This window comes from Rhizobium viscosum (assembly GCF_014873945.1).
GTDB classification, from domain to species: domain Bacteria; phylum Pseudomonadota; class Alphaproteobacteria; order Rhizobiales; family Rhizobiaceae; genus Rhizobium; species Rhizobium viscosum.
Genome location: NZ_JADBEC010000001.1, coordinates 3,278,374 through 3,299,117 on the forward strand (window position 1 = coordinate 3,278,374; position 20,744 = coordinate 3,299,117).

The 20,744-nt window shown below is 59.5% G+C and carries 19 protein-coding genes; 13 read left to right on the plus strand and 6 right to left on the minus strand.

Annotation, left to right across the window (positions count from 1 at the left end; genetic code table 11):
• Window positions 1-44 precede the first annotated feature (44 nt).
• A complete protein-coding gene (locus H4W29_RS16065; protein WP_192729788.1) occupies window positions 45-1,448 on the plus strand; it encodes an MATE family efflux transporter in 1,404 nt (467 codons plus the stop codon).
• A gap of 18 nt (window positions 1,449-1,466) precedes the next feature.
• On the opposite strand, the gene H4W29_RS16070 is transcribed toward H4W29_RS16065, so the two are convergent.
• The 3 genes from H4W29_RS16070 to carA form a co-directional block, all read right to left on the minus strand.
• A complete protein-coding gene (locus H4W29_RS16070; protein ID WP_007824261.1) occupies window positions 1,467-1,787 on the minus strand; it encodes a hypothetical protein in 321 nt (106 codons plus the stop codon).
• A 137-nt stretch (window positions 1,788-1,924) separates the two neighbouring features.
• Window positions 1,925-2,476, minus strand: coding sequence for a GNAT family N-acetyltransferase (locus H4W29_RS16075; RefSeq protein WP_192729789.1), 552 nt, complete (start codon window positions 2,474-2,476; stop codon window positions 1,925-1,927).
• Window positions 2,477-2,626: 150 nt separating this feature from the next.
• Window positions 2,627-3,832: a glutamine-hydrolyzing carbamoyl-phosphate synthase small subunit gene (gene carA / locus H4W29_RS16080; protein WP_192730754.1), complete on the minus strand. Its 1,206-nt coding sequence runs from the start codon at window positions 3,830-3,832 to the stop codon at window positions 2,627-2,629.
• 271 nt (window positions 3,833-4,103) lie between these two features.
• On the opposite strand from carA, the gene H4W29_RS16085 reads away from it, so the two are divergent.
• A complete protein-coding gene (locus H4W29_RS16085; protein WP_192729790.1) occupies window positions 4,104-4,556 on the plus strand; it encodes a GatB/YqeY domain-containing protein in 453 nt (150 codons plus the stop codon).
• Here the strand turns inward: H4W29_RS16085 and H4W29_RS16090 are convergent.
• Window positions 4,537-5,433, minus strand: a complete 897-nt coding sequence (locus H4W29_RS16090; protein WP_192729791.1) for a hypothetical protein — start codon at window positions 5,431-5,433, stop codon at window positions 4,537-4,539. The genes H4W29_RS16085 and H4W29_RS16090 overlap by 20 nt on opposite strands.
• A 766-nt stretch (window positions 5,434-6,199) precedes the next feature.
• On the opposite strand from H4W29_RS16090, the gene dnaG reads away from it, so the two are divergent.
• The 4 genes from dnaG (at window position 6,200) to tdh (ending at window position 12,519) form a co-directional block, all read left to right on the plus strand.
• Complete coding sequence (gene dnaG / locus H4W29_RS16095; RefSeq protein ID WP_192729792.1) at window positions 6,200-8,188, plus strand: DNA primase; 1,989 nt, start codon at window positions 6,200-6,202, stop codon at window positions 8,186-8,188.
• Window positions 8,188-10,053 carry a DNA helicase RecQ gene (gene recQ, locus H4W29_RS16100; protein WP_192729793.1) on the plus strand — a complete coding sequence of 622 codons (1,866 nt, stop codon included), beginning with the start codon at window positions 8,188-8,190 and terminating at the stop codon, window positions 10,051-10,053. Before dnaG ends, recQ begins: the two co-directional genes overlap by 1 nt.
• Before the next feature lie 219 nt (window positions 10,054-10,272).
• Window positions 10,273-11,460: a glycine C-acetyltransferase gene (locus H4W29_RS16105; protein WP_192729794.1), complete on the plus strand. Its 1,188-nt coding sequence runs from the start codon at window positions 10,273-10,275 to the stop codon at window positions 11,458-11,460.
• Window positions 11,461-11,481: 21 nt separating this feature from the next.
• Window positions 11,482-12,519 (plus strand): L-threonine 3-dehydrogenase, encoded by a 1,038-nt coding sequence (gene tdh, locus H4W29_RS16110; protein WP_192729795.1) that lies wholly within the window; start codon window positions 11,482-11,484, stop codon window positions 12,517-12,519.
• 122 nt (window positions 12,520-12,641) lie between these two features.
• Here the strand turns inward: tdh and H4W29_RS16115 are convergent, their stop codons facing one another.
• Window positions 12,642-13,184, minus strand: a complete 543-nt coding sequence (locus H4W29_RS16115; RefSeq protein WP_192730755.1) for a L,D-transpeptidase family protein — start codon at window positions 13,182-13,184, stop codon at window positions 12,642-12,644.
• Window positions 13,185-13,241: 57 nt separating this feature from the next.
• Entirely contained in the window at window positions 13,242-13,682 is a 441-nt protein-coding gene (locus tag H4W29_RS16120; RefSeq protein ID WP_192729796.1) for a hypothetical protein, read from the minus strand.
• 441 nt (window positions 13,683-14,123) lie between these two features.
• Between H4W29_RS16120 and rpoD the strand changes: the two genes are divergently transcribed.
• From rpoD to H4W29_RS16155, 7 genes are all read left to right on the plus strand, one after another.
• The gene (rpoD, locus tag H4W29_RS16125) at window positions 14,124-16,178 is read left to right on the plus strand and encodes an RNA polymerase sigma factor RpoD (RefSeq protein ID WP_192729797.1); all 2,055 of its coding nucleotides are present in this window, start codon (window positions 14,124-14,126) and stop codon (window positions 16,176-16,178) included.
• A gap of 237 nt (window positions 16,179-16,415) precedes the next feature.
• Window positions 16,416-16,709: a GYD domain-containing protein gene (locus H4W29_RS16130; RefSeq protein WP_113185697.1), complete on the plus strand. Its 294-nt coding sequence runs from the start codon at window positions 16,416-16,418 to the stop codon at window positions 16,707-16,709.
• Window positions 16,710-16,817: 108 nt separating this feature from the next.
• On the plus strand, window positions 16,818-17,555 hold the full coding sequence (locus tag H4W29_RS16135; protein ID WP_246517337.1) for a DUF930 domain-containing protein: 738 nt from the start codon (window positions 16,818-16,820) through the stop codon (window positions 17,553-17,555).
• Between the two features lie 49 nt (window positions 17,556-17,604).
• The gene (locus H4W29_RS16140; RefSeq protein WP_192730756.1) at window positions 17,605-18,696 is read left to right on the plus strand and encodes a DUF930 domain-containing protein; all 1,092 of its coding nucleotides are present in this window, start codon (window positions 17,605-17,607) and stop codon (window positions 18,694-18,696) included.
• A 105-nt stretch (window positions 18,697-18,801) separates the two neighbouring features.
• Window positions 18,802-18,963 (plus strand): hypothetical protein, encoded by a 162-nt coding sequence (locus H4W29_RS16145; protein WP_183740999.1) that lies wholly within the window; start codon window positions 18,802-18,804, stop codon window positions 18,961-18,963.
• 48 nt (window positions 18,964-19,011) lie between these two features.
• The gene (locus H4W29_RS16150; RefSeq protein ID WP_192729799.1) at window positions 19,012-19,809 is read left to right on the plus strand and encodes an APH(3') family aminoglycoside O-phosphotransferase; all 798 of its coding nucleotides are present in this window, start codon (window positions 19,012-19,014) and stop codon (window positions 19,807-19,809) included.
• Between the two features lie 117 nt (window positions 19,810-19,926).
• Window positions 19,927-20,727: an AraC family transcriptional regulator gene (locus H4W29_RS16155; protein WP_192729800.1), complete on the plus strand. Its 801-nt coding sequence runs from the start codon at window positions 19,927-19,929 to the stop codon at window positions 20,725-20,727.
• Window positions 20,728-20,744 lie beyond the last annotated feature (17 nt).

Here is a 20,744-nt window from a genome sequence, read left to right on the forward strand (position 1 = left end):
TGCCGCACTGCGGCCCTTAACGATTCAATCTCAGGAATAGTGTCATGGACACGCCGATCGATGTGCGCGCCGTTGCGCCTGCAAACGACAACCGCTGGTCTGCGCATTTTCGCGCCACGCTGATGCTCGGCGTGCCGCTGATCGGCGCCCAGCTCGCGCAATTCGGCATCGGCATGACCGATGTGATGATCGTCGGTCAGCTTGGTGCCGAGCATCTTGCCGCCATGGTGCTTTCCGCGCAGTTCCTGTTCACGATCCTGATTTTCGGGTCGGGCTTTGCGATTGCCGTCATCCCGATGGTGGCCCAGGCCTATGGCCGCGGTGATGTCGTGACCGTGCGCCGCTCGCTGCGCATGGGGATCTGGGTCGTCATCTGCTATTGGCTGCTGATGCAGCCGGCCTTCTACAATTCCGAGGCGATCCTGCGTTATTTCGGGCAGAAGCCTGAAGTGGCGAAACTTGCCCACGGCTATATCATCATCGGTCAGTTCGGTGTGCTGCCGGGGCTGCTCTATAATGTCATGCGCGCGCTCGTTAGCGCCATCGGCAAGGCCGGCGTCATTCTCCAGGTCACCATCGCCATGCTGGTGCTGAATGCGATCGGCGCCTACATCCTCGTGCTCGGCCATTTCGGTTTTCCGGTCATGGGCCTGGAGGGTGCAGCAATCGTGTCCGTCGCGGTGCAGACGGCGGGCTTCCTGTTCATCCTGGCCTTCGTGCAGGGCAGGGACGAGACGCGGCGTTATGAGATTTTCGTGCGCTTCTGGAAGCCGGACTGGCATGCCTTCTTCGAGGTTATCCGTCTCGGCCTGCCGATCAGCGTCACCATCCTCGCCGAAGTCAGCCTCTTCACTGCAGCCTCGCTGCTGATGGGCCATATCGGCACGATCGAGCTTGCCGCGCATGGCATCGCTCTGCAGTGGGCGTCGATGGCCTTCATGATCCCGCTCGGTCTCGGCCAGGCGGCAACCGTGCGGGTCGGTGTCGCGCACGGGCAGGGCGATCATGCTGGGCTGGTACGGGCGGCGATCACGGTGCTGATCATCGCCAGCATCGCTGCGATCGTCGGCAGCATCATCTTTGCGACCGTGCCCCAGCTTCTGGCGCGCCTGTTCCTTGATGTCAGCCTGCCGGAAGCGCCTGAAGTGCTGGCCTATGCCGGTCCGCTGATCGTCATTGCCGGTCTCTTCCAGTTCGTCGATGGTGTACAGGCGATTGCCAGCGGCTTGCTGCGCGGGCTGAAGGATGCGCGCGTGCCGATGATCCTGGCGCTGATCGCCTACTGGCCGATCGGCTTCTTCCTCGCCTGGGCCTTCGCCTTCCCGCTCGGTTTGGGCGGTCTCGGCATCTGGCTCGGCTTTCTCGTCGGGCTTGCGGCGGCGGCCGCCATGCTCTGTGCGCGCTTCTACATTCTCGTTCGCCGGGAAGGAGCTGCGGCCGGCGCCTAAGCCGGCCGTCTTGGAATATCAGGCGGCCACGGGCTTGTAGCTGGCGATATCGGCGCGGATGCCGAGGCGCGCAAACATTTCCTGCGGGTCGAAATTGGCGGCCTTGTGGGCTGCGGCAACGACTGCCCGCACGCGTTCGACGACATCCGCACTTTCCCATTCGGCAACGGTCACGAAATTGAATTCGCCGGGACCGGCAACCTGTTCCAGCACCGTATGATTGATGAAGCCGTCCTGTGCCTCAAGCACCTTATGGGTCATCATCACATTGACGAGAAATTCCTCACGCGCCGCGGCGGGCACGACGAATTTGTCTATCCTGTAGAAAGCTCCGCTCATCCAGTCTTCTCCTGCATCGGATGTGTTGCAGGCAGTTCTGTAGTTCCTCAAGTTAAGTTGAGGTCAATATGCCGACAAAGAAAAAAGGCCCGCCTGAGCGGACCAATCTCGGCCCGGACGCCGGATGCAGAACAATGTCAGCGTCGGTTAGGTTGCGTCCAGTGTTCTGAAACATGGCGGGTCTCCCAGGAGCCTATCCGGCGGGACATCATAATCTCATCCACCTCCACGCCGTCTTGGAGAAACGCGCCCGGAATCCGGCCTATTTCGACAAAACCTTCGCGCTCGTAAAACCGGCGTGCCGCGGGATTTTCGGCGCTGACCGCCAGTTCGATCTGCCTGATCCCGTGGGCATCTGCATGCTTCGTCACTTGTTCCAGAAGTTCAAGAGCAAGGCCGGTTCCGCGCAGGCTGGCACGCACATAGACCATTATCAGCGTTGCCCGGTGCGCCATCTTGCTTGGCTTTTGCCACATCAGCCCCATGATCGCGACCGGTTCATCATCCTGGAAGGCGACGAAGACCGGCATTTCAATCAACCGGTTGCGCCATTCATCAAGAGACAGTACCTCCCAATCTTCTGAGCGGCTGGCGAATGCGGCAGGTTCAGAACGCAGGGCTTCAAGTCGAATTTTCTTGAAGACCTCAGCATCGTCCGGTTTCAGCAGTTTGATAATTCCGTCAGACATACACCGCTCCAAAGCCGCGAGACGGGTTAGCACTGTTCCTATGAAAGTATTTTCAGCAGGCAATATGTTGATGAAGACGACCCCCTCGATAAGTGAGGATCGTGATTTTTGATCAAACGGGCTGGGCTGCGAAGCAGCGGTGATGAGAAATCAGCGCTCGGCGAGCGCCGATTCGCCCTTCTTCTCGCGCACCATGTTGACGAAGCGGCGGAAGAGGTAGTGGCTGTCCTGCGGACCGGGGGAGGCTTCCGGGTGATGCTGGACGGAGAAGACCGACTTGCCGAGAACGCGCAGGCCGCAATTCGTGCCGTCGAAGAGCGATACGTGAGTCTCTTCAACGCCTTCGGGCAGCGACTTCGTGTCGACCGCGAAGCCGTGGTTCATGGAGACGATCTCGACCTTGCCGGTCGTGTGATCCTTGACCGGATGGTTGGCGCCGTGATGGCCCTGATGCATCTTCTCGGTCTTGGCGCCGAGTGCCAGGCCCAGCATCTGGTGGCCGAGGCAGATGCCAAAGACCGGGATATCGGTGCTGATCAGGTCCTTGATGACGGGAACGGCATATTCGCCCGTAGCTGCCGGGTCGCCGGGGCCATTCGACAGGAAGATGCCATCAGGCTGCAGGGCGAGCACGTCCTCAGCGCTCGTCGTTGCCGGCATGACGGTGACCTTGCAGTCGAGGCCGGCAAAGAGGCGCAGGATGTTGCGCTTCACGCCGTAATCCAGGCAGACGACATGATACTTCGTGTCGGCAGCGCCGAGTTCGCCGTATCCTTCGTTCCAGACCCAGGGGGTCTGCGACCACTGCGAGGACTGGCCGGACGAAGCGATCTTGGCGAGGTCGAGACCTTCGAGGCCGCTCCAAGCCTTGGCCTCCGCCTTCAGTGCGTCGACGTCGAAATTGCCCTGGGGATCATGGGCGATGACGGCGTTGGGCGAGCCGTTTTCGCGGATCCAGGCCGTCAGCGCGCGGGTGTCGATGCCGCAGAGGCCGATGATGCCGCGGGCCTTCAGCCAGGCGTCGAGATGCTTGGCGGCGCGGTAGTTGGAGGGCTCAGTGATATCGGCCTTGAAGATCACGCCGACCGCGCCATGGCGTGCTGCCGGCGTCAGGTCTTCGATATCTTCTTCGTTGGTGCCGATATTGCCGATATGGGGGAAGGTGAAGGTGACGATCTGGCCGAGATAGGAGGGGTCGGTGAGGATTTCCTCGTAGCCAGTGAGCGCAGTGTTGAAGACCGCTTCAGCCTGGACCTTGCCGGTTGCGCCGATGCCCTTACCTTCAATGACGGTGCCGTCGGCAAGAACGAGCAGGGCGGTCGGCTTTTCGGTTGTCCAGGGTGCTGTCGCGGTCATCTTCATCCCTTTTCCGGCGGGCCTGGCGTTCTGAAAACGCGAGCCGGCCATTTGATCTCGCAGGTGCAGGCGCGCGGCCTTGGCCGCGTTCGACGCCTGATCACGAATTTTGGTGCAGGTGGCGGTAGATAGCCACGCTCTTTGCCTAGGTCAATCTTTGTACTGCATATTGCGGCACTTTTCCTGCCGATATTGGCGGGATTCTCGCAATTTATTTGATCCCATGCATCGGCCTGGTTTATGAAAGCGCCATTTTAAAAGGAGTAACGACATGCTGCGCGATCAACTCGCCACTGAGCTCAAAGAGGCCATGAAGGCAAAGAAGATGGACCGTCTCGGCACCATCCGCCTCATCCAGGCCGCGATCAAGGATCGTGACATCGCCAATCGCGGCGTCGGCAAGGAAGAGGCGGGCGACGACGAAGTGCTGCAGATCCTCGCCAAAATGGTGAAGCAGCGCGATGAGTCGGCGAAGATTTACGAAGAGAATGCCCGCCCCGAGCTTGCAGCCAAGGAGCGCGCAGAAATTGTCGTTATCCAGGACTTCATGCCGAAGCAGCTTTCCGACGACGAGGTGCGTGCCAATATCGCCGCCATTATCAAGGAAGTCGGCGCCGAAGGCCCGAAGGACATGGGCAAGATCATGGCTGCCCTGAAAGAACACTATGCCGGCCAGATGGATTTCGCCAAGGCTTCAGGCACGGTCAAAGAGCTGCTGAAATAAAACGCCTTGCCTGCGGTTGTTCTGCGACCGCAGGCCCAAGTACCACTTCGGCGGCAGCATCGATAATGGCGAATTTCGCCGCCTGATAGTTCCAATATTCGAGCACGAAACCGCGGGAGAGCCAGAAATCGCCCTTTCTCGGCGGCTCGGTCCATCCTACGCTTCCCATATCGGCGGCCTGCGTGAGCAGGCGTTTCAGGTGGGTATTGGAAATCATGAACTGATCGCGAATCTCGCGCAGCGACAACGGGCCGACAATGATGCGATCGGCAGAATGCGGAAAGCCCGGCAGGCGCGAAATCAGATAATCCATCACGAGGCCGCCGGAATTGGCCCAGTTGAAGAGATTGAAGGTAGCGCCCGGATCGCGCACGGCTTCGGTTTCGATGATCTTCTTGGCGATGAGTGGCTGCAGGCGGGCGATCAATGTGGGATCGGCCGTCAGATTTTCCACGCGATGGCCGCTATCGAGGCTATCCAGAATCATCAGGTGGGCGACCAGCCATTTGGTAAAATGATGCTCGGCCGTTTCCGTCGGCTCAAGATAGCGGGTGCGTTTGTCGTCGCCCGGAACAGGGCGCAGAAACCGGTAGGCCAGCATTTCCTGAACGAAAGCAGCGGCAGTGTTGCGGCTGGCGATCTTATTTTGGATGACGAAATCGATGAAACGGCCGGAATAGAGGCCGCGCCTCTCATCCCCGGGATAGCCGTAATAGAGAGCAAAGCCGGTATGCGCCATCAGCCAGCGCTGCTGTGCGGCGAAGATCGATGCAATACGTGGGCTTTCGCGATAAATCGCGAGCATTTCATTGGCACAATGAAGAATTGCAGCAAGAAAATTATCGTTGGCTGCAAGATTTTCTGCGGTGTAGGCCATGGCGCTGTCCAGGAGTTTCGCGCATTCATTTGCCACGCCTATTGGAAGTGTCAATGCTTTTGTATTTCAGGGGTTAATTGGTAAGGTAAAGCTCAATAAAAGCGGTTGTGCAAAATCCTGAAGATTTCTGGTTTTCTCCGAAAACGGAAATGCTGTGTTTATTTGTTTTTAGACAATTCCGAACGCAGAACAGCTGCACATTTTTGCTGGAAATGCTCCAAAAATTAAGAAGGCAGGAGCTGGGGGCGCTCCTGCCTTCTTGCTCTTTGCTTCCGTCAGCGACGCAGGGTCGAAACCCAAGCCGGCGGGTATTTGCAAAGGCACCCTTGCGAGGCGGCGCCGGGGGTAGGGATGGTGCCTCGCTTGGGGATCGCTTTGTTGAGATCGAACTTATGGCCAGCCCCCGGTCTATTCAAATTACAAAAATATAATAATCCCGGATTCGGCCTTTTGGGATGTGAATATGGAGTTCGACCACACACTCCGGAAAAGCCCGGGTAATCCGCTCGTATCTCTTCTAACTGATTGTTTTTGCCTTTCTTTCTCTGGATTGGCTTTCCGCGAAATGGACATCGCCAGGCTTTCGGAACTTGGAAAATGTCAAAAATGTCGCACCCCCTGTCAGGGTCTGATAACGCTTTGTTGAGTGGCATCGGCGGACATTTGTGACAATCTCCTCCGCCCTGTGAAAAGCGGGATTTACGGCAGAAGTTTCGTGGCGCGGCGCGGCAAAGCTGCTTATATGGATGTTCTGCAAGAGGTAGAGATGCGCTTTTCCCCCACCTTCCTGGACGATATCCGCGACCGCGTTCCCATATCGAACGTGATTGCGCGGCGCGTGAGCTGGGACAAGCGCAAGACCAATGTATCGCGCGGCGACTATTGGGCCTGCTGCCCTTTCCACGGCGAGAAGTCGCCGAGCTTCCATTGCGAGGACCGCAAGGGTCGCTACCATTGCTTCGGCTGCGGTGTGACCGGCGATCATTTCCGCTTCCTGACCGAGCTCGAAGGTCAGAGCTTCCCCGAAGCCGTGCAGACGATCGCCGACATGGCCGGCGTGCCGATGCCGGTTGCCGATCCGCAGATGGAAAAGCGGGAGAAGGAGCGCACCTCGCTTCTCGATGTCATGGAAATGGCGACGCAGTTCTTTCAGGATCAGTTGCAGACGGCAAATGGCGCACGGGCGCGCGCCTATCTGCGTGACCGCGGGCTAACGGGGCGTACGATCGAGACGTTCCGGCTCGGTTTTGCGCCTGACAGCCGCAATGCGCTGAAGGAATTTCTGGCCGGCAAGGGTGTCAGCAAGGAGCAGATCGAGGCTTGCGGGCTGGTGGTTCATGAAAACGTTCCGGTCTCCTACGACCGCTTCCGCGATCGCATCATGTTCCCGATTCTCTCCTCTCGTGAGAAGGTCATAGCCTTCGGCGGACGCGCCATGTCTCCGGATGCGCCGGCGAAATATCTCAACTCCAATGAGACCGAGCTCTTCCACAAAGGCAATGTGCTCTACAATTTCGCCCGCGCGCGCCGCTCGATGCAGGGGGCGAACGGCGAGGGCACGATCATTGCCGTTGAAGGCTATATGGATGTCATCGCGCTGCATCAGGCAGGTGTCGAAAATGCCGTGGCACCGCTTGGCACAGCGCTGACGGAAAACCAGCTCGATCTGCTTTGGAAGATGACATCGCAGCCGGTGCTCTGCTTCGATGGCGACGGTGCCGGCATTCGTGCCGCCAACCGTGCCGCCGATCTCGCGCTGCCGCATCTGAAGCCAGGGCGGAGCGTGCGTTTCGCGCTATTGCCCGACGGCAAGGACCCTGATGATCTCGTCAAACACGAGGGCAGGGCGCCCTTCGACAGGGTCATGGCGCAGGCCAAGCCGCTCTCGGAAATGCTCTGGGATCGCGAGGCGAAAGCGGGCAAGTTCGATACGCCGGAAGCGCGCGCCGAACTGGAGGCGCGGCTGAGGCAGCTCGTCGCCGTCATCGCGGACGAGAATGTGCGTCGCCATTACCAGCAGGATATGCGCGACAAGCTGAACAGCTTCTTCCAGCCGCAGTTCCAGAATCGCGGCGGCGGCGAGCGACGCAATTTCGGCGGCAGCACCGGTAGTGGCAATTTCCGCGGCCAGAAGGCTGGCGCTCCCGCCGGGCCTCGAACTCCCGTTGCCGCATCGGATCGCCTGACCCGTTCAGGTCTCGTGCGCGGCCATCAGGACAATACGGCGCTGAGAGAATGTGTGCTGGCGCTGACGGTCATCAATCACCCCTCGCTGATGCTCGACGACTACGATGAGATCGCCGCGATCGACTATGACAATCGCGACCTGCAGAAGCTCTGGTCGGCGATGCTGGGTGCGGCGGCTGTCGTTGCCGGGCCGCATCTGACGCGTGATTATCTCATGGAATGCCTCGATGTGGCCGGCTTCGGTCCGCTCTTGAAGAATCTTGACCAGCAGGTGCGCAATGCGCGGCTCTGGACGGCGACCGAGGAGGCGGCGATGGAGGATGCCCGCGAAGGCTATCGTCAGGCGCTTGCCTTCCATAAGCGTGCCAAGGACCTGCGCTGGCAAAAGATCGAGCTGGAGCGCGATATCGCGCAGGCGACCGAGGCCGGGGACGATGCCGAAATCGACCGGCTGATGCGCGCCTCACAGGAAGTGCAATACGAGGCGCTCAGGCTCGAAAACCAGGAGGCCATCATCGATGGCTTCGGCGTGCTCTCCGGCCGCGTCAAGGGTGCTGCGAGCCACTGATGTCGCAGGCCGAACACGACGAACCATCCTTCTCCGCATCCGACGCCCTGTTTGCAGGTGCAGCCCGGCCGCTCGATGTACTGAAGCGCGTCTACGGCTATTCCGCCTTTCGCGGCCGGCAGCAGGAGGTGGTGGAACATGTTGTTGCCGGCGGCGATGCCGTCGTGCTGTTTCCAACAGGTGCCGGCAAATCCCTCTGCTTCCAGATCCCAGCGCTTTGCCGCCAGGGTCTTGGCATCGTCGTTTCGCCGCTGATTGCGCTGATGCGCGACCAGGTGGAGGCGATGAAGCAACTCGGCATTCGGGCCGCAGCGCTCAATTCATCCATCTCACGCGAAGAATATGTGGCGATCCGCCGCGGCATTTCCTCCGGTGATCTCGATCTGCTCTACGTCACGCCCGAGCGCATTCTGATGGAGGGGTTCCGGGAGATCATCGGCAACGCAAAGATCGCGCTCTTTGCCATCGACGAAGCCCATTGTGTCTCGCAGTGGGGTCATGATTTCCGGCCGGAGTATCGCGAACTCGGTAAGCTGTCCGAGCAATATCCCGGCGTGCCGCGCATCGCGCTGACGGCGACGGCCGATCCGCATACGCGCGAAGACATTATCGAGCGCCTGATGCTCGACAATGCCGCAGTCTTCACGACGAGCTTCGACCGGCCGAATATCTCCTATGAGATCGTCGAGCGGGACCAGCCGCGCCAGCAGCTCCTGCGCTTTCTCTCCGGCCACAAGGGCGATAGCGGTATCGTCTACTGCCTGTCGCGCGCCAAGGTGGAGGAGACGGCGGACTGGCTGAACACGCAGGGCATCCGGGCGCTGCCCTATCATGCCGGTATGGATCGGGCGCTGCGTGACGCCAACCAAGATGCGTTTCTGAAGGAGGAAGAACTCTGCCTTGTGGCAACCGTCGCCTTCGGCATGGGCATTGACAAGCCGAACGTGCGCTACGTTGCCCATCTCGATCTGCCGGGCTCAGTCGAGGCCTATTATCAGGAGACGGGTCGCGCCGGACGTGATGGTCTGCCGTCCGAGGTCTGGATGGCCTATGGCATGGCCGATGTGATTCAGCGCCGGCGAATGATTGATGAGGGCAATGCGGCCGATGAGATCAAACGCATCGAACGCGGCAAGCTTAATGCGCTGCTGGCGATCTGCGAGACTGCATCCTGCCGGCGGCAGGCGATTCTGGCGCATTTCGGCGAGGCGCATGGCGGCAAATGCGGCAGCTGCGACACCTGCCTGAAGCCGGTCGAGACCTGGGACGGGACGGAAGCGGCGATCAAGGCACTGGCGGCTGTCTATCGCACCGGCGAGCGCTTTGGCGCCGGCCACGTCATCGATGTGCTGATGGGCAACGTCAACGAGAAGACGGAACGCTTTCGCCATGTCGATATGCCTGTTTTCGGCGCCGGCAAGGATATTGCTGTTCGCACCTGGCAATCGGTCTATCGCCAGCTGATGGCGATGGGGCTGATCCGCGTCGATCATGAGGCGTTCGGAGCCTTGAAGCTGGAGCCGGAGGCGCGCGCCGTCTTCAAGCGTGAGCGCGAGGTCTTCTTCCGCAAGGATCGCGCGCCTTCCGAGCGCAGAGCGAAGAAGACTGAGCGTGCCGAGCGGAGAACCGGGCTTTCGGGTGCGGATGGGGCTCTCTTCGAAGCACTCAGGGCCGAGCGCACGTCGATTGCCAAGTCTCTCGGCGTGCCGCCCTATGTCGTTTTTCCCGATACGACACTGATCGCCTTCGCCACCGAGCGGCCGCGCAGCCGCAAGGAACTGCTCGGCATTTCCGGCGTCGGTCAGTCCAAGCTCGAACGCTACGGCGACGCTTTCCTCGATATCATCCTCTCCCACGACGAATAACGCGCGCCTGCAGGCCTTCGCCTTTCTACATCAGGACGCCATATTTCTGGGATGATGGCGGTGTGCGAACGAGCAGGACCTGACCGACCATCCGGAATGGGCTGAAGAGCTCGACTGGCCGACCTTTCTGCTTGTCACGGCCGAGCGTTGAACAAGACAAGCCGGTGGCGATGTGCTAACCGACGCTCAGACGGGAAAACATCAAGAGAAGGGCTCTCAATGACCTCGAATTTCCTCTCACATTTGCGCGGTGAACTGGCTGCGCTGAAGGATGCTGGCCTCTATAAATCCGAGCGCGTGATCACGTCGAAGCAGGCCGGCGAAATCGCCATTGCCTCGGGCGAGCGGGTGCTGAATTTCTGCGCCAACAACTATCTCGGCCTTGCCGATAACGAGGAGCTTGCGGAAGCCGGCAAGAAGGCGCTCGACCGTTATGGCTACGGCATGGCCTCGGTTCGCTTCATCTGCGGCACGCAGGAAGAGCACAAAGAGCTCGAGGCGCGCATCTCCTCCTTCCTCGGCATGGAGGACACGATTCTCTATTCCTCCTGTTTCGACGCCAATGGCGGCCTGTTCGAGACGCTGCTCGGTGAAGAGGATGCGATCATTTCCGATGCGTTGAACCATGCCTCGATCATCGATGGCGTGCGCCTCTCCAAGGCCAAGCGCTTCCGTTACGCCAATAATGACATGGCAGCACTCGAAGAAGAGCTGAAGAAGGCCGAAGGCAGCCGTTTCAAGATGATCGCGACGGATGGCGTCTTCTCCATGGACGGCATCATCGCCAATCTGCAGGGTGTCTGCGATCTCGCCGAAAAATACGGTGCGATGGTCATGGTGGATGACAGCCACGCCGTCGGTTTCGTCGGCAAGCATGGCCGTGGCTCGCCGGAATATTGTGGCGTCGAAGGCCGTGTCGATATCATCACGGGTACCCTCGGCAAGGCGCTTGGCGGTGCATCGGGCGGTTATACGTCGGCCAAGGCCGAGATCGTCGAGTGGCTGCGGCAGCGCTCGCGCCCCTATCTTTTCTCCAACACGCTGGCGCCTGTTATCGCAGCTGCCTCGCTCAAAGTCTTCGACCTCATCGACAGTGGTGATGCGCTGCGTGAGCGGCTCTCGGCCAATGCCGCGCTGTTTCGCACCGAAATGACCAAGCTCGGCTTCACGCTTGCCGGCGAGGGGCATCCGATCATCCCGGTCATGCTGGGAGATGCAAAACTCGCGCAGGACATGGCGGCGCTGATGCTGAAAAAGGGTGTCTACGTGATCGGCTTCTCCTTCCCGGTCGTGCCGAAGGGGCAGGCGCGCATCCGCACGCAGATGTCGGCGGCGCATTCGAAGGCGGATGTGGAGCGGGCGATTGCCGCCTTTGCCGAAGCTGGCCGCGAACTCGGCGTTATCTGAGAGCCTTGGGGAGAAAAGATCATGTCCAACATGATGAAAGCACTGGTCAAGGCGAAGCCGGAAGTCGGTCTCTGGATGGAGAATGTGCCGGTGCCGGAAGTCGGCCCGAACGACGTGCTGATCCGCGTCAAGAAATCGGCGATCTGCGGCACGGACGTGCATATCTGGAACTGGGATCAATGGGCGCAGAAGACCATTCCGGTGCCGATGGTCGTTGGCCATGAATTCTGCGGCGAGATCGCGGAAATCGGCTCGGCCGTCACCAAATATCATGTCGGCGAACGTGTCTCGGGCGAGGGGCATATCGTCTGCGGCAAGTGCCGCAACTGTCGCGCGGGCAGGGGCCATCTCTGCCGCAACACGCTCGGCGTCGGCGTCAACCGCCCAGGCTCCTTCGGCGAATTCGTCTGCATCCCGGAGGCCAATGTCGTGCCGATCCCGGATGATATCCCGGATGAGATCGCGGCGATCTTCGATCCGTTCGGCAATGCCGTTCATACCGCGCTCTCCTTCGATCTCGTCGGCGAAGACGTGTTGGTCACGGGTGCCGGACCGATCGGCATCATGGGTGCGCTCGTCGCCAAGCGCTCCGGCGCGCGCAAGGTCGTCATCACCGACATCAATCCGAGCCGGCTCGATCTCGCGCGCAAGCTTGGCATCGATTACGTCGTGGATGCATCCAAGGAAAACCTTGCCGATGTGATGAAGGCGATCGGCATGACCGAGGGCTTTGACGTCGGTCTCGAAATGTCGGGCGCGGCGCCGGCCTTCCGCGACATGATCGACAAGATGAACAATGGCGGCAAGATCGCCATCCTCGGCATTGCGCCGGCCGGTTTCGAGATCGACTGGAACAAGGTGATCTTCAAGATGCTGAACCTCAAGGGCATCTATGGGCGCGAGATGTTCGAGACCTGGTACAAGATGATCGCCTTCGTCCAAGGCGGATTGGATCTGTCGCCTGTCATCACCCATCGCATCAAGATCGACGAATTCCGCGATGGCTTCGAGGCGATGCGTTCGGGCAATTCCGGCAAGGTCGTGATGGACTGGATGTGAGGAGGCCGAAGCGATGGCGCCGAACGGTATGAAGATGGCGTCCGTCAATCCGCGTTGTATCCCGGCACTCAATCCATCGGCCCTGACGGTGAACGCCTATGACGCGCTGTCAGGGCGGCGACTTAAGGCGCGATCTCTATCGGCGTGTGATCGGGGACGCGCGCCCAGATATCGCGCATTTCCTCATCGGTCACGGCGATACACCCATCTGTCCAATCCCAGAGTCGATGAATGCCCTGAAGGAAGCCCCAGCCATTGGGTAGCCCATGGATCATGATATTGCCGCCGGGAGAATAGCCCTTCAACTCGGCGTTTTGCCGATCGGCAGGGGCGGGATAAGAAATGTGCAAACTGAGATGCGCCATGGACCGTGGGTTTCGCCAGTCGATTTCATAGCGTCCTTCTGGTGTTTTCTCGTCGCCTTCCCGCTGTTTTGGTCCCTCATCGGCCGCACTTCCAAGAGAAATTCGATATGTCGAAAGAGGAGTGTCGCCTCGGAGCAGAACCATGCTGCGTTCGGATTTATGAACGCGAATGAGATCAGCCTGCTGCTCCAGCGGCGCATCGGCAGGAGGTGAGCCCGAGCCGACCCTCGCCATCACTTTCGTATAGGCAAGAACGCCGAGCACGATAGCGGCCAGAAGGATCAACCTATTTCTCAACATCACGATCCCAAATCTTGAGCTGACGAAATCGCCACACCGTTTCAGCCGAATGCCACGTTAGTAGTTGAGCAGGATCCGCCCGACGGGATCGCGTATTCTGATGGCCAGTAGCTTCGCGGTAAATGTGTCGGACCCGTTGAAGAAGTAAAATTGACGCTCACGGCCTATTTCCGTGCTGAATTGCTGATTGCCGAAAGAGCAATCGGAGGCGCATTCGATTTTCAGCCGACTTCCGCGATCGGGTGATTTCGAGAAGTGGGTGATGCTGAGCGAGTGTATTGGTCCGATGTCCTTGACCAGTTCGCAGGTCTTGCCGTTATAGCAAGTGGCGGACCCGACTATCGGATCGCGATCTGCGAACAAAATCCCGAAGCTGATTGTGCTGCCTGCATCCTGGGGGTAGCCGCTTGCCGGGAAGACGGCGAACAACGCGACAAGTGCAAGCAGAACCGGAGCGGAATTCGCCATAATCGTGCGCGCCTCTTTTTTGCAACTCATGTTGGCGCTTTGCGAAGAATCTATGGCGTACGGTTGGAGCGAGTTGCGGCTATTCTGGTGTTTGTACAAAAGCCCTTGTCTTTTCCCGGTGACATACTAGATAAGCTTCGCAATCGCTGGCGCGGTTCAAAGCCTGTGGATAAGGCTTTTTCCGGGTTTTCGATGGCTTTTTTTCTGGAAAAGCTTGACGAGAACAAATTTTGTGGGAATCACCGTTCGACTTGAGCGGTGAACTGGGTCAAGGCGGATCGCACAACCATGGCCGGAAATCCAATGGCAATTGAGTTTTGCTGTCCGATGCCGGCGATCGTGGTTAATCAGGCTTTAAATGTCATCCCGTTAGGTGGGTATAGGTGATTCGAGGCCGGCGCGCACGCCAGAGCCACGAGGCGGCCATTCACCGCAGCGAGTATGAATAGCGTCAGGAAGGCGACGATATAAATGGCAACGAAGGTCAAAGAGAACGAAGAAGCGGAAGTCGAACGCGACGGCGCAAGCGACGGCCCTCTTCTCGATCTTTCCGATGACGCGGTCAAGAAGATGATCAAGGCCGCCAAGAAGCGCGGCTATGTGACGATGGACGAGCTCAACGCCGTCCTGCCTTCCGAAGAAGTGACGTCCGAACAGATCGAAGACACGATGGCGATGTTGTCAGACATGGGCATCAACGTCATCGAAGATGAAGAAGCCGAGGAAGCCGGCGCTTCCGGCGGCGACGACGACGACAGCTCGGGCGACGACGAGAGCGAAGGTGGTGAACTCGCGCCTTCCGGCGGCACCGCACTTGCGACCGCCAAGAAGAAAGAGCCGACCGACCGTACCGACGACCCGGTGCGCATGTATCTGCGCGAAATGGGTTCCGTCGAGCTTCTGTCGCGCGAAGGCGAAATCGCTATCGCAAAGCGCATCGAGGCCGGCCGCGAGACGATGATCGCAGGCCTCTGTGAGAGCCCGCTGACGTTCCAGGCGCTGATTATCTGGCGCGACGAACTGAATGAAGGCACCACGCTCCTGCGCGAGATCATCGATCTCGAAACCACCTATTCCGGTCCGGAAGCCAAGGCTGCCCCGCAGTTCCAGAGCCCCGAGAAGATCGAGGCCGACCGCAAGGCTGCCGAGGAGAAGGAAAAGACCCGCCGTGCGCGCTCCGGTGACGACGACATTACCGATGTCGGCGGCGAAGGCATGCCTCCGGAAGAGGAAGAAGAGGACGAGGACGAATCCAACCTCTCTCTCGCCGCGATGGAAGCCGAGCTTCGCCCGCAGGTCATGGAAACGCTCGACATCATCGCCGAGACCTATAAGAAGCTGCGCAAGCTGCAGGACCAGCAGGTCGAGCAGCGCCTTGCCGCCACCGGCACGCTGTCTTCCGCCCAGGAGCGCCGCTACAAGGAGCTCAAGGACGAACTGATCAAGGCCGTGAAGTCGCTGTCGCTCAACCAGAACCGTATCGATGCGCTGGTCGAGCAGCTCTATGACATCAACAAGCGCCTCGTGCAGAACGAAGGCCGCCTGCTGCGTCTGGCCGAATCCTATGGCGTCAAGCGTGACAGCTTCCTGGAACAGTACCAGGGCGCCGAGCTCGATCCGAACTGGATGAAGTCGATCGGCAATCTGGCCGCCCGCGGCTGGAAGGAATTCGCCAAGAGCGAAAACACGACGATCCGCGACATCCGCCAGGAGATCCAGAATCTCGCAACGGAAACCGGTATCTCGATCTCGGAATTCCGCCGCATCGTGCACATGGTGCAGAAGGGCGAACGCGAAGCGCGTATCGCCAAGAAGGAAATGGTCGAAGCGAACCTTCGCCTGGTCATCTCCATCGCCAAGAAGTACACGAACCGCGGTCTGCAGTTCCTCGACCTCATTCAGGAAGGCAATATCGGCCTGATGAAGGCGGTCGACAAGTTCGAATACCGCCGCGGTTACAAGTTCTCGACCTATGCGACGTGGTGGATTCGTCAGGCGATCACCCGCTCGATCGCCGACCAGGCCCGCACGATCCGTATTCCGGTGCACATGATCGAAACGATCAACAAGATCGTTCGTACCTCGCGCCAGATGCTGCATGAAATCGGCCGCGAGCCGACGCCGGAAGAACTGGCCGAAAAGCTCGCCATGCCACTCGAAAAGGTCCGCAAGGTCCTGAAGATCGCCAAGGAGCCGATCTCGCTCGAAACCCCGGTGGGCGACGAAGAAGATTCGCATCTCGGCGATTTCATCGAAGACAAGAACGCGCTGCTGCCGATCGACGCCGCCATCCAGGCGAACCTGCGCGAGACGACGACCCGCGTTCTGGCATCGCTGACGCCGCGCGAAGAGCGCGTGCTTCGCATGCGCTTCGGTATCGGCATGAACACGGACCACACGCTCGAAGAAGTCGGCCAGCAGTTCTCGGTTACCCGCGAACGTATCCGCCAGATCGAGGCGAAGGCGCTGCGCAAGCTCAAGCATCCGAGCCGCTCCAGAAAGCTGCGCTCGTTCCTCGACAGCTAAAGCTTCGACGACGATCGAAATCAGAACCCGGTCAGCTTTGCTGGCCGGGTTTTTCTTTGTGTGCAAGGGCGGAGCGGATTAGCCCATTGGGACATGTCTAGCCCGATTGATGGTTTCCGCATTGCTTGTCCCCATGGAGTGACAGGCTTATAATTTCGGCCGCGGGGAAGAGAGCGGTCGCGGCGTGCGAGCGGTATCATACGCCGCGTGACCGTAGCCTCCGCCGGGAGGTGCAGCATGACCACGTACATTCTGCTGATAAACTGGACCGATCAGGGTATCCGGAGCGTGAAGGACTCCGCCAAGCGGCTGGATGCAGCAAGGAACATGCTCGGCAGCATGGGCGGTTCCTTCGACAAATTCTATCTCACCATGGGCGAATACGACATGGCGGCCATCTGTGAGGCGCCTGATGATCGCGTGATGGCGCGCTTTACGCTGACGCTCGCCATGGCCGGCAATGTGCGCACGAAAACCCTGAAGGCATTTTCGGAAGTGAACTATCGCGACATCATCGGTTCGCTCTCATAGGGCAGAATGGCTGATAACTGGTGACGAGCCAGATGCGGCGTTGCGGTTGCTCCGCCGTGCTGGCAGTGTCGCTGCGCCTTGAACCCAGAGCATGGATTTGCCTTGCCGATGGAACATGCCGGCCTGTTGCAGAGAGGAAAGTTCGATCCGGCATTGCCGGCGTCGCTCTTCCTGCATCTTGCCATCATCGTGATCCTGCTGGCTTTTCTGCCCGATGTGCAGCCGGTTCATGCGCCGCCGGAAGATAGTGTCGACGTGGAAGTTGTCACGCCGCCGCCGACTGCCGTACCATCGCCACCGCCTGCTGTTCAGCCGTTGCAAGACAGACGTGACGATAACGCCAATGCTGCGGCGGAGGAGGCATCGGCACAGTCGCAGACTGCATCGAGGGAGCCCCTTCCGTCACTGCCTGTCGTGCCGAAACCGGTGATACCGGGACCGCCGCAGCTGACGCAGGCAAACGAACTGTTTTCGGCAAAGACGCTTGCCAGCCCGCGCAGCCGACAGGCGCTTAAGATGCTCGCCACATTGTCGGGCGGAGAGCGCAACCTGCAGCTCTGCAATCTCGAAGCGCTGGAGCAGATCAACCGATCGCGGCCGGGCTCGAAGGCTGATCTCGTCGCTCCGTATGCCATGAAGCCGGAAAGGGTCAGCGGCAGCAGTGTCGAAGTCGAGGGCGGGGCTTTTCGCAGCAAGCGCAACTGGTTCAGCATCCGCTTCCATTGCGAGGTCGATCCCGCAGGAAAAGCCGTCACCGCCTTTGCCTATGCGATCGGCGATGCCATTCCGAAGGATCTATGGCAGGAACACAATCTTGTCGCCGAGGATGGTGAGGACGATCAGTGAACCTGGAGCGGTGGCCGCGATGGGGGCATCATCACAAGGTTTTTTCCATTTGTGGCTTGATGCTGCCGGTTTTAAAGGCCACATCGCTGCTGTGACAGAAGAAGAAGTCGAACCGGCAGATACCGATCACGAGACGGAACACCAGGAGCCTCGCACTCGCTGGGGTGTTGTTGCGTCCGTGCTGGTGCATGTACCCATCGTCGCGCTCCTCATATTCGGCCTCCCGAAGATCCAGGCGCAACCCGCCGAGGATGAGAGCGTGAAGGTCGAGCTCGTCCCGCCGCCGGAGGAGAAGAAGCCGGAGGAAAAGCCGAAAGAGGAAGAGAAGCCCAAGGAGCAGGCGAAGGCAGAGCCACCCCCACCGCCGCCGCCGCAATCACCTCCACCGGCTGCAGAAATGGCGAAGCAAGCGAAGCCGCCACCTATGCCGCCCATGCTGAACGTTATGGAGTTTGGCGACAAGAACAGCGGCCCCAAAAAATCGTTGACGGGCAATTCGTCCGAAGGTGAAGCAAAGCCGGCAACAGTGCCTCCGTCGCACGTTGTTGCGCCGGAGCAAATGCCTTCAGAGGCAGTTGCGGTAAAACCTAAGACCGAGACGCCTCCATCGAAGCCTGTTCCGGATGATGTAAAGCTTCCCGAGGTGACAGTGGCTAACGCTTCTCCGGAGCCGAACGGATCTCCAGCGGATATGTCTGATAAAGCAGTAACGAGTATCGAACAGGCCAAACCGCCAGAGCAGAAAGCTCCTGAGAAGCCCAAAGAGGTGGCAAAGAACAATGACCTAACGAATGCCAAGACGCTGTTTTCGTCCACGGAGGACGGCAACTCTATTGCGCAGGCTGCAGTTGATGGTCTTCCACGAAACAAGAGAGTGGCCGTTCTTTGCGCCAATGAGCTTCGAGCGCAGCTTACTTACGGTTCTCCGAGTTATCGGCCCTACGCATTGCCCCAATACGGGTTGCGTGCAGGAAACTTGCTCGATATCGACGATGCAGCCTTTGGCACAGCCAAAGGCTGGTATCATGTTCGTTTCCGCTGTGAGGTGGATACCGATGCGACGAAGGTCGTTTCGTTCGCCCACGAGGTAGGCGGGCTGATCCCTCGCAGCCAGTATGGGAAATACGATATTCGTGACTAGTCGTCATCGTTGATCGCGTCTCGGCCTGGAACAAGCCACGCGCAAGGAACCATCCCTATCGTCCTTCCATAGCCGTTATGGTACGGTAACGAAGGGACACATGATATGTCGAACGAGATCGAGCACTTCTTCGAGCGTCAGGAAGAAGCTGTCAGCCTGATGTTTCTGGAAAATAAGGCAGACGAGCTGACCGATATTCTGGTCGCGGCCTTGGAAGAAGCTTTCGAAATTCTTCTGGAAAGTGCACCGGCCGAAACCTTCCATTAAGGTGCCCACACCGGCTCAGGCAGAGCTTCTTCCCATCACAGGATCATCATGGTCGTTCGGCTTCAGGAGGATGGCAGGCTTCCGGTTTCGCTCCGGAACCATCTCGGCGGTTATGAGTGGCGGCGGGATGCGCTCGGCCGTTCCTCGGCTTGCGTTTTCCGATTGGAAGGCGAAGGGCGTCCGGGGCTTTACCTGAAGGTCGAGGAGGCGGGGCCGTTTTGCGAGCTCGCCGATGAGGCCGAGAGGCTTGTCTGGCTTCGCAGCCAGGGCCTCGATTGTCCTGAAGTCATCGCCCATGAGAGCGATGGAGAGCGCAGTTTTCTTCTGATGACGGCGCTGCCGGGTGTGGATCTCGTCACTGCCGCGACGCTTCTGCCCGAAGAGCGCATCGAGATTTTCGCCTCTGCGTTCAGCACCCTCCACAATGTCGATATCAGCGCCTGTCCGTTTGATCATCGGCTGGAGAAGCGCCTCGTGGCCGCTGCAGCGCGCATGCGGGCCGGCGTCGTCGACGAGACGGATTTCGACGAGGAGAGGCTCGGCAAAAGCGCCTTCTTCCTCTTCGGCGAATTGCAGCGGCTGCGACCGGCAATTGAAAATCTCGTCGTTGCGCATGGTGACGCCTGCCTGCCGAACTTCATGGTCGCGGAGGGGCGGTTTGCCGGTTATATCGATTGCTGCCGCCTTGGTGTAGCCGACCGCTATCAGGATATCGCGCTCGCCTGCCGCAGCATCGCCCATAATTTCGGCGGCGAATTCGTGCGGCTGTTTCTCAATGCCTATGGCCTGTCGATCATCGATCCCGTGAAGATGGACTATTATCAGCTCCTGGATGAGTTCTTTTAGAACTCTTTGTTTTGACGTAGTTCCGGATACAAAACCGCTGCGCGCTTTTGCCGGATTTGCCTCAGCGCTTGTCCGGCTCGTCGCCGGCTGGCACAGTCGGTCGCGAAGGAGTTTGCCATGGCCACCAGCCAGTTCAGGATGCTGCGCTCGTCCGTGCCCGGCGTGGAAGCGGTGGTGGCGAGATCGGGCCATCGTTTCGCACGCCATACGCATGAGCAGTTCGGCATCGGTCTTATCTTTTCTGGGGCTCAAAAATCGCTGAGCGGGCGCGGCATGGTCGAGGCGGAGGCCGGCGATCTTATCACCGTCAATCCGAACGAAGTCCATGACGGGGCGCCGATCGGTGAGGCGCGCTCATGGAGCATTCTCTATTTCGATCCTGCCGTGATGGAGGGGCTTGCGCGCGAGGTTACAGGAGGCGGGGCCAATCGCTCGGAAATTCCGCGCCCTGTCATTCACGACAGCCTGCTCGCCGATCGATTTCGCGCACTGTTTTTCGCTGTGACCGGCGACGGGGAACGGATGCGCTGCGAGGAGCTGCTCCTGTCGATCATTGCTGATGCCCTGCGTGAAAGGGCGATGCGGGAGGAGCCGGCCATGGCACCGCATTCCATTGTTCGTGCCCGCAACATGATCGATGATGATCCGGCCGCCGAGATCTCGCTTTCCGATCTGGCACGGGAGAGCGGCCTCAGCCGATTTCAGGTGTTGCGCGCCTTTGCGCGGGCGACGGGTTTCACGCCGCACGCCTATCACGTTCAGGCCCGCGTGCATCTTGCCCGGCGGCTGATCGCCGATGGTGCGGCGCTGGCGGAGGCTGCAGCCGAAAGCGGCTTTGCCGACCAGAGCCATATGACCCGCGCCTTCGTTTCCCGCTATGGCCTGACGCCCGGCACCTATGCGCGCGGCCATTCCTGATTGCTCTCCTGTTCCCT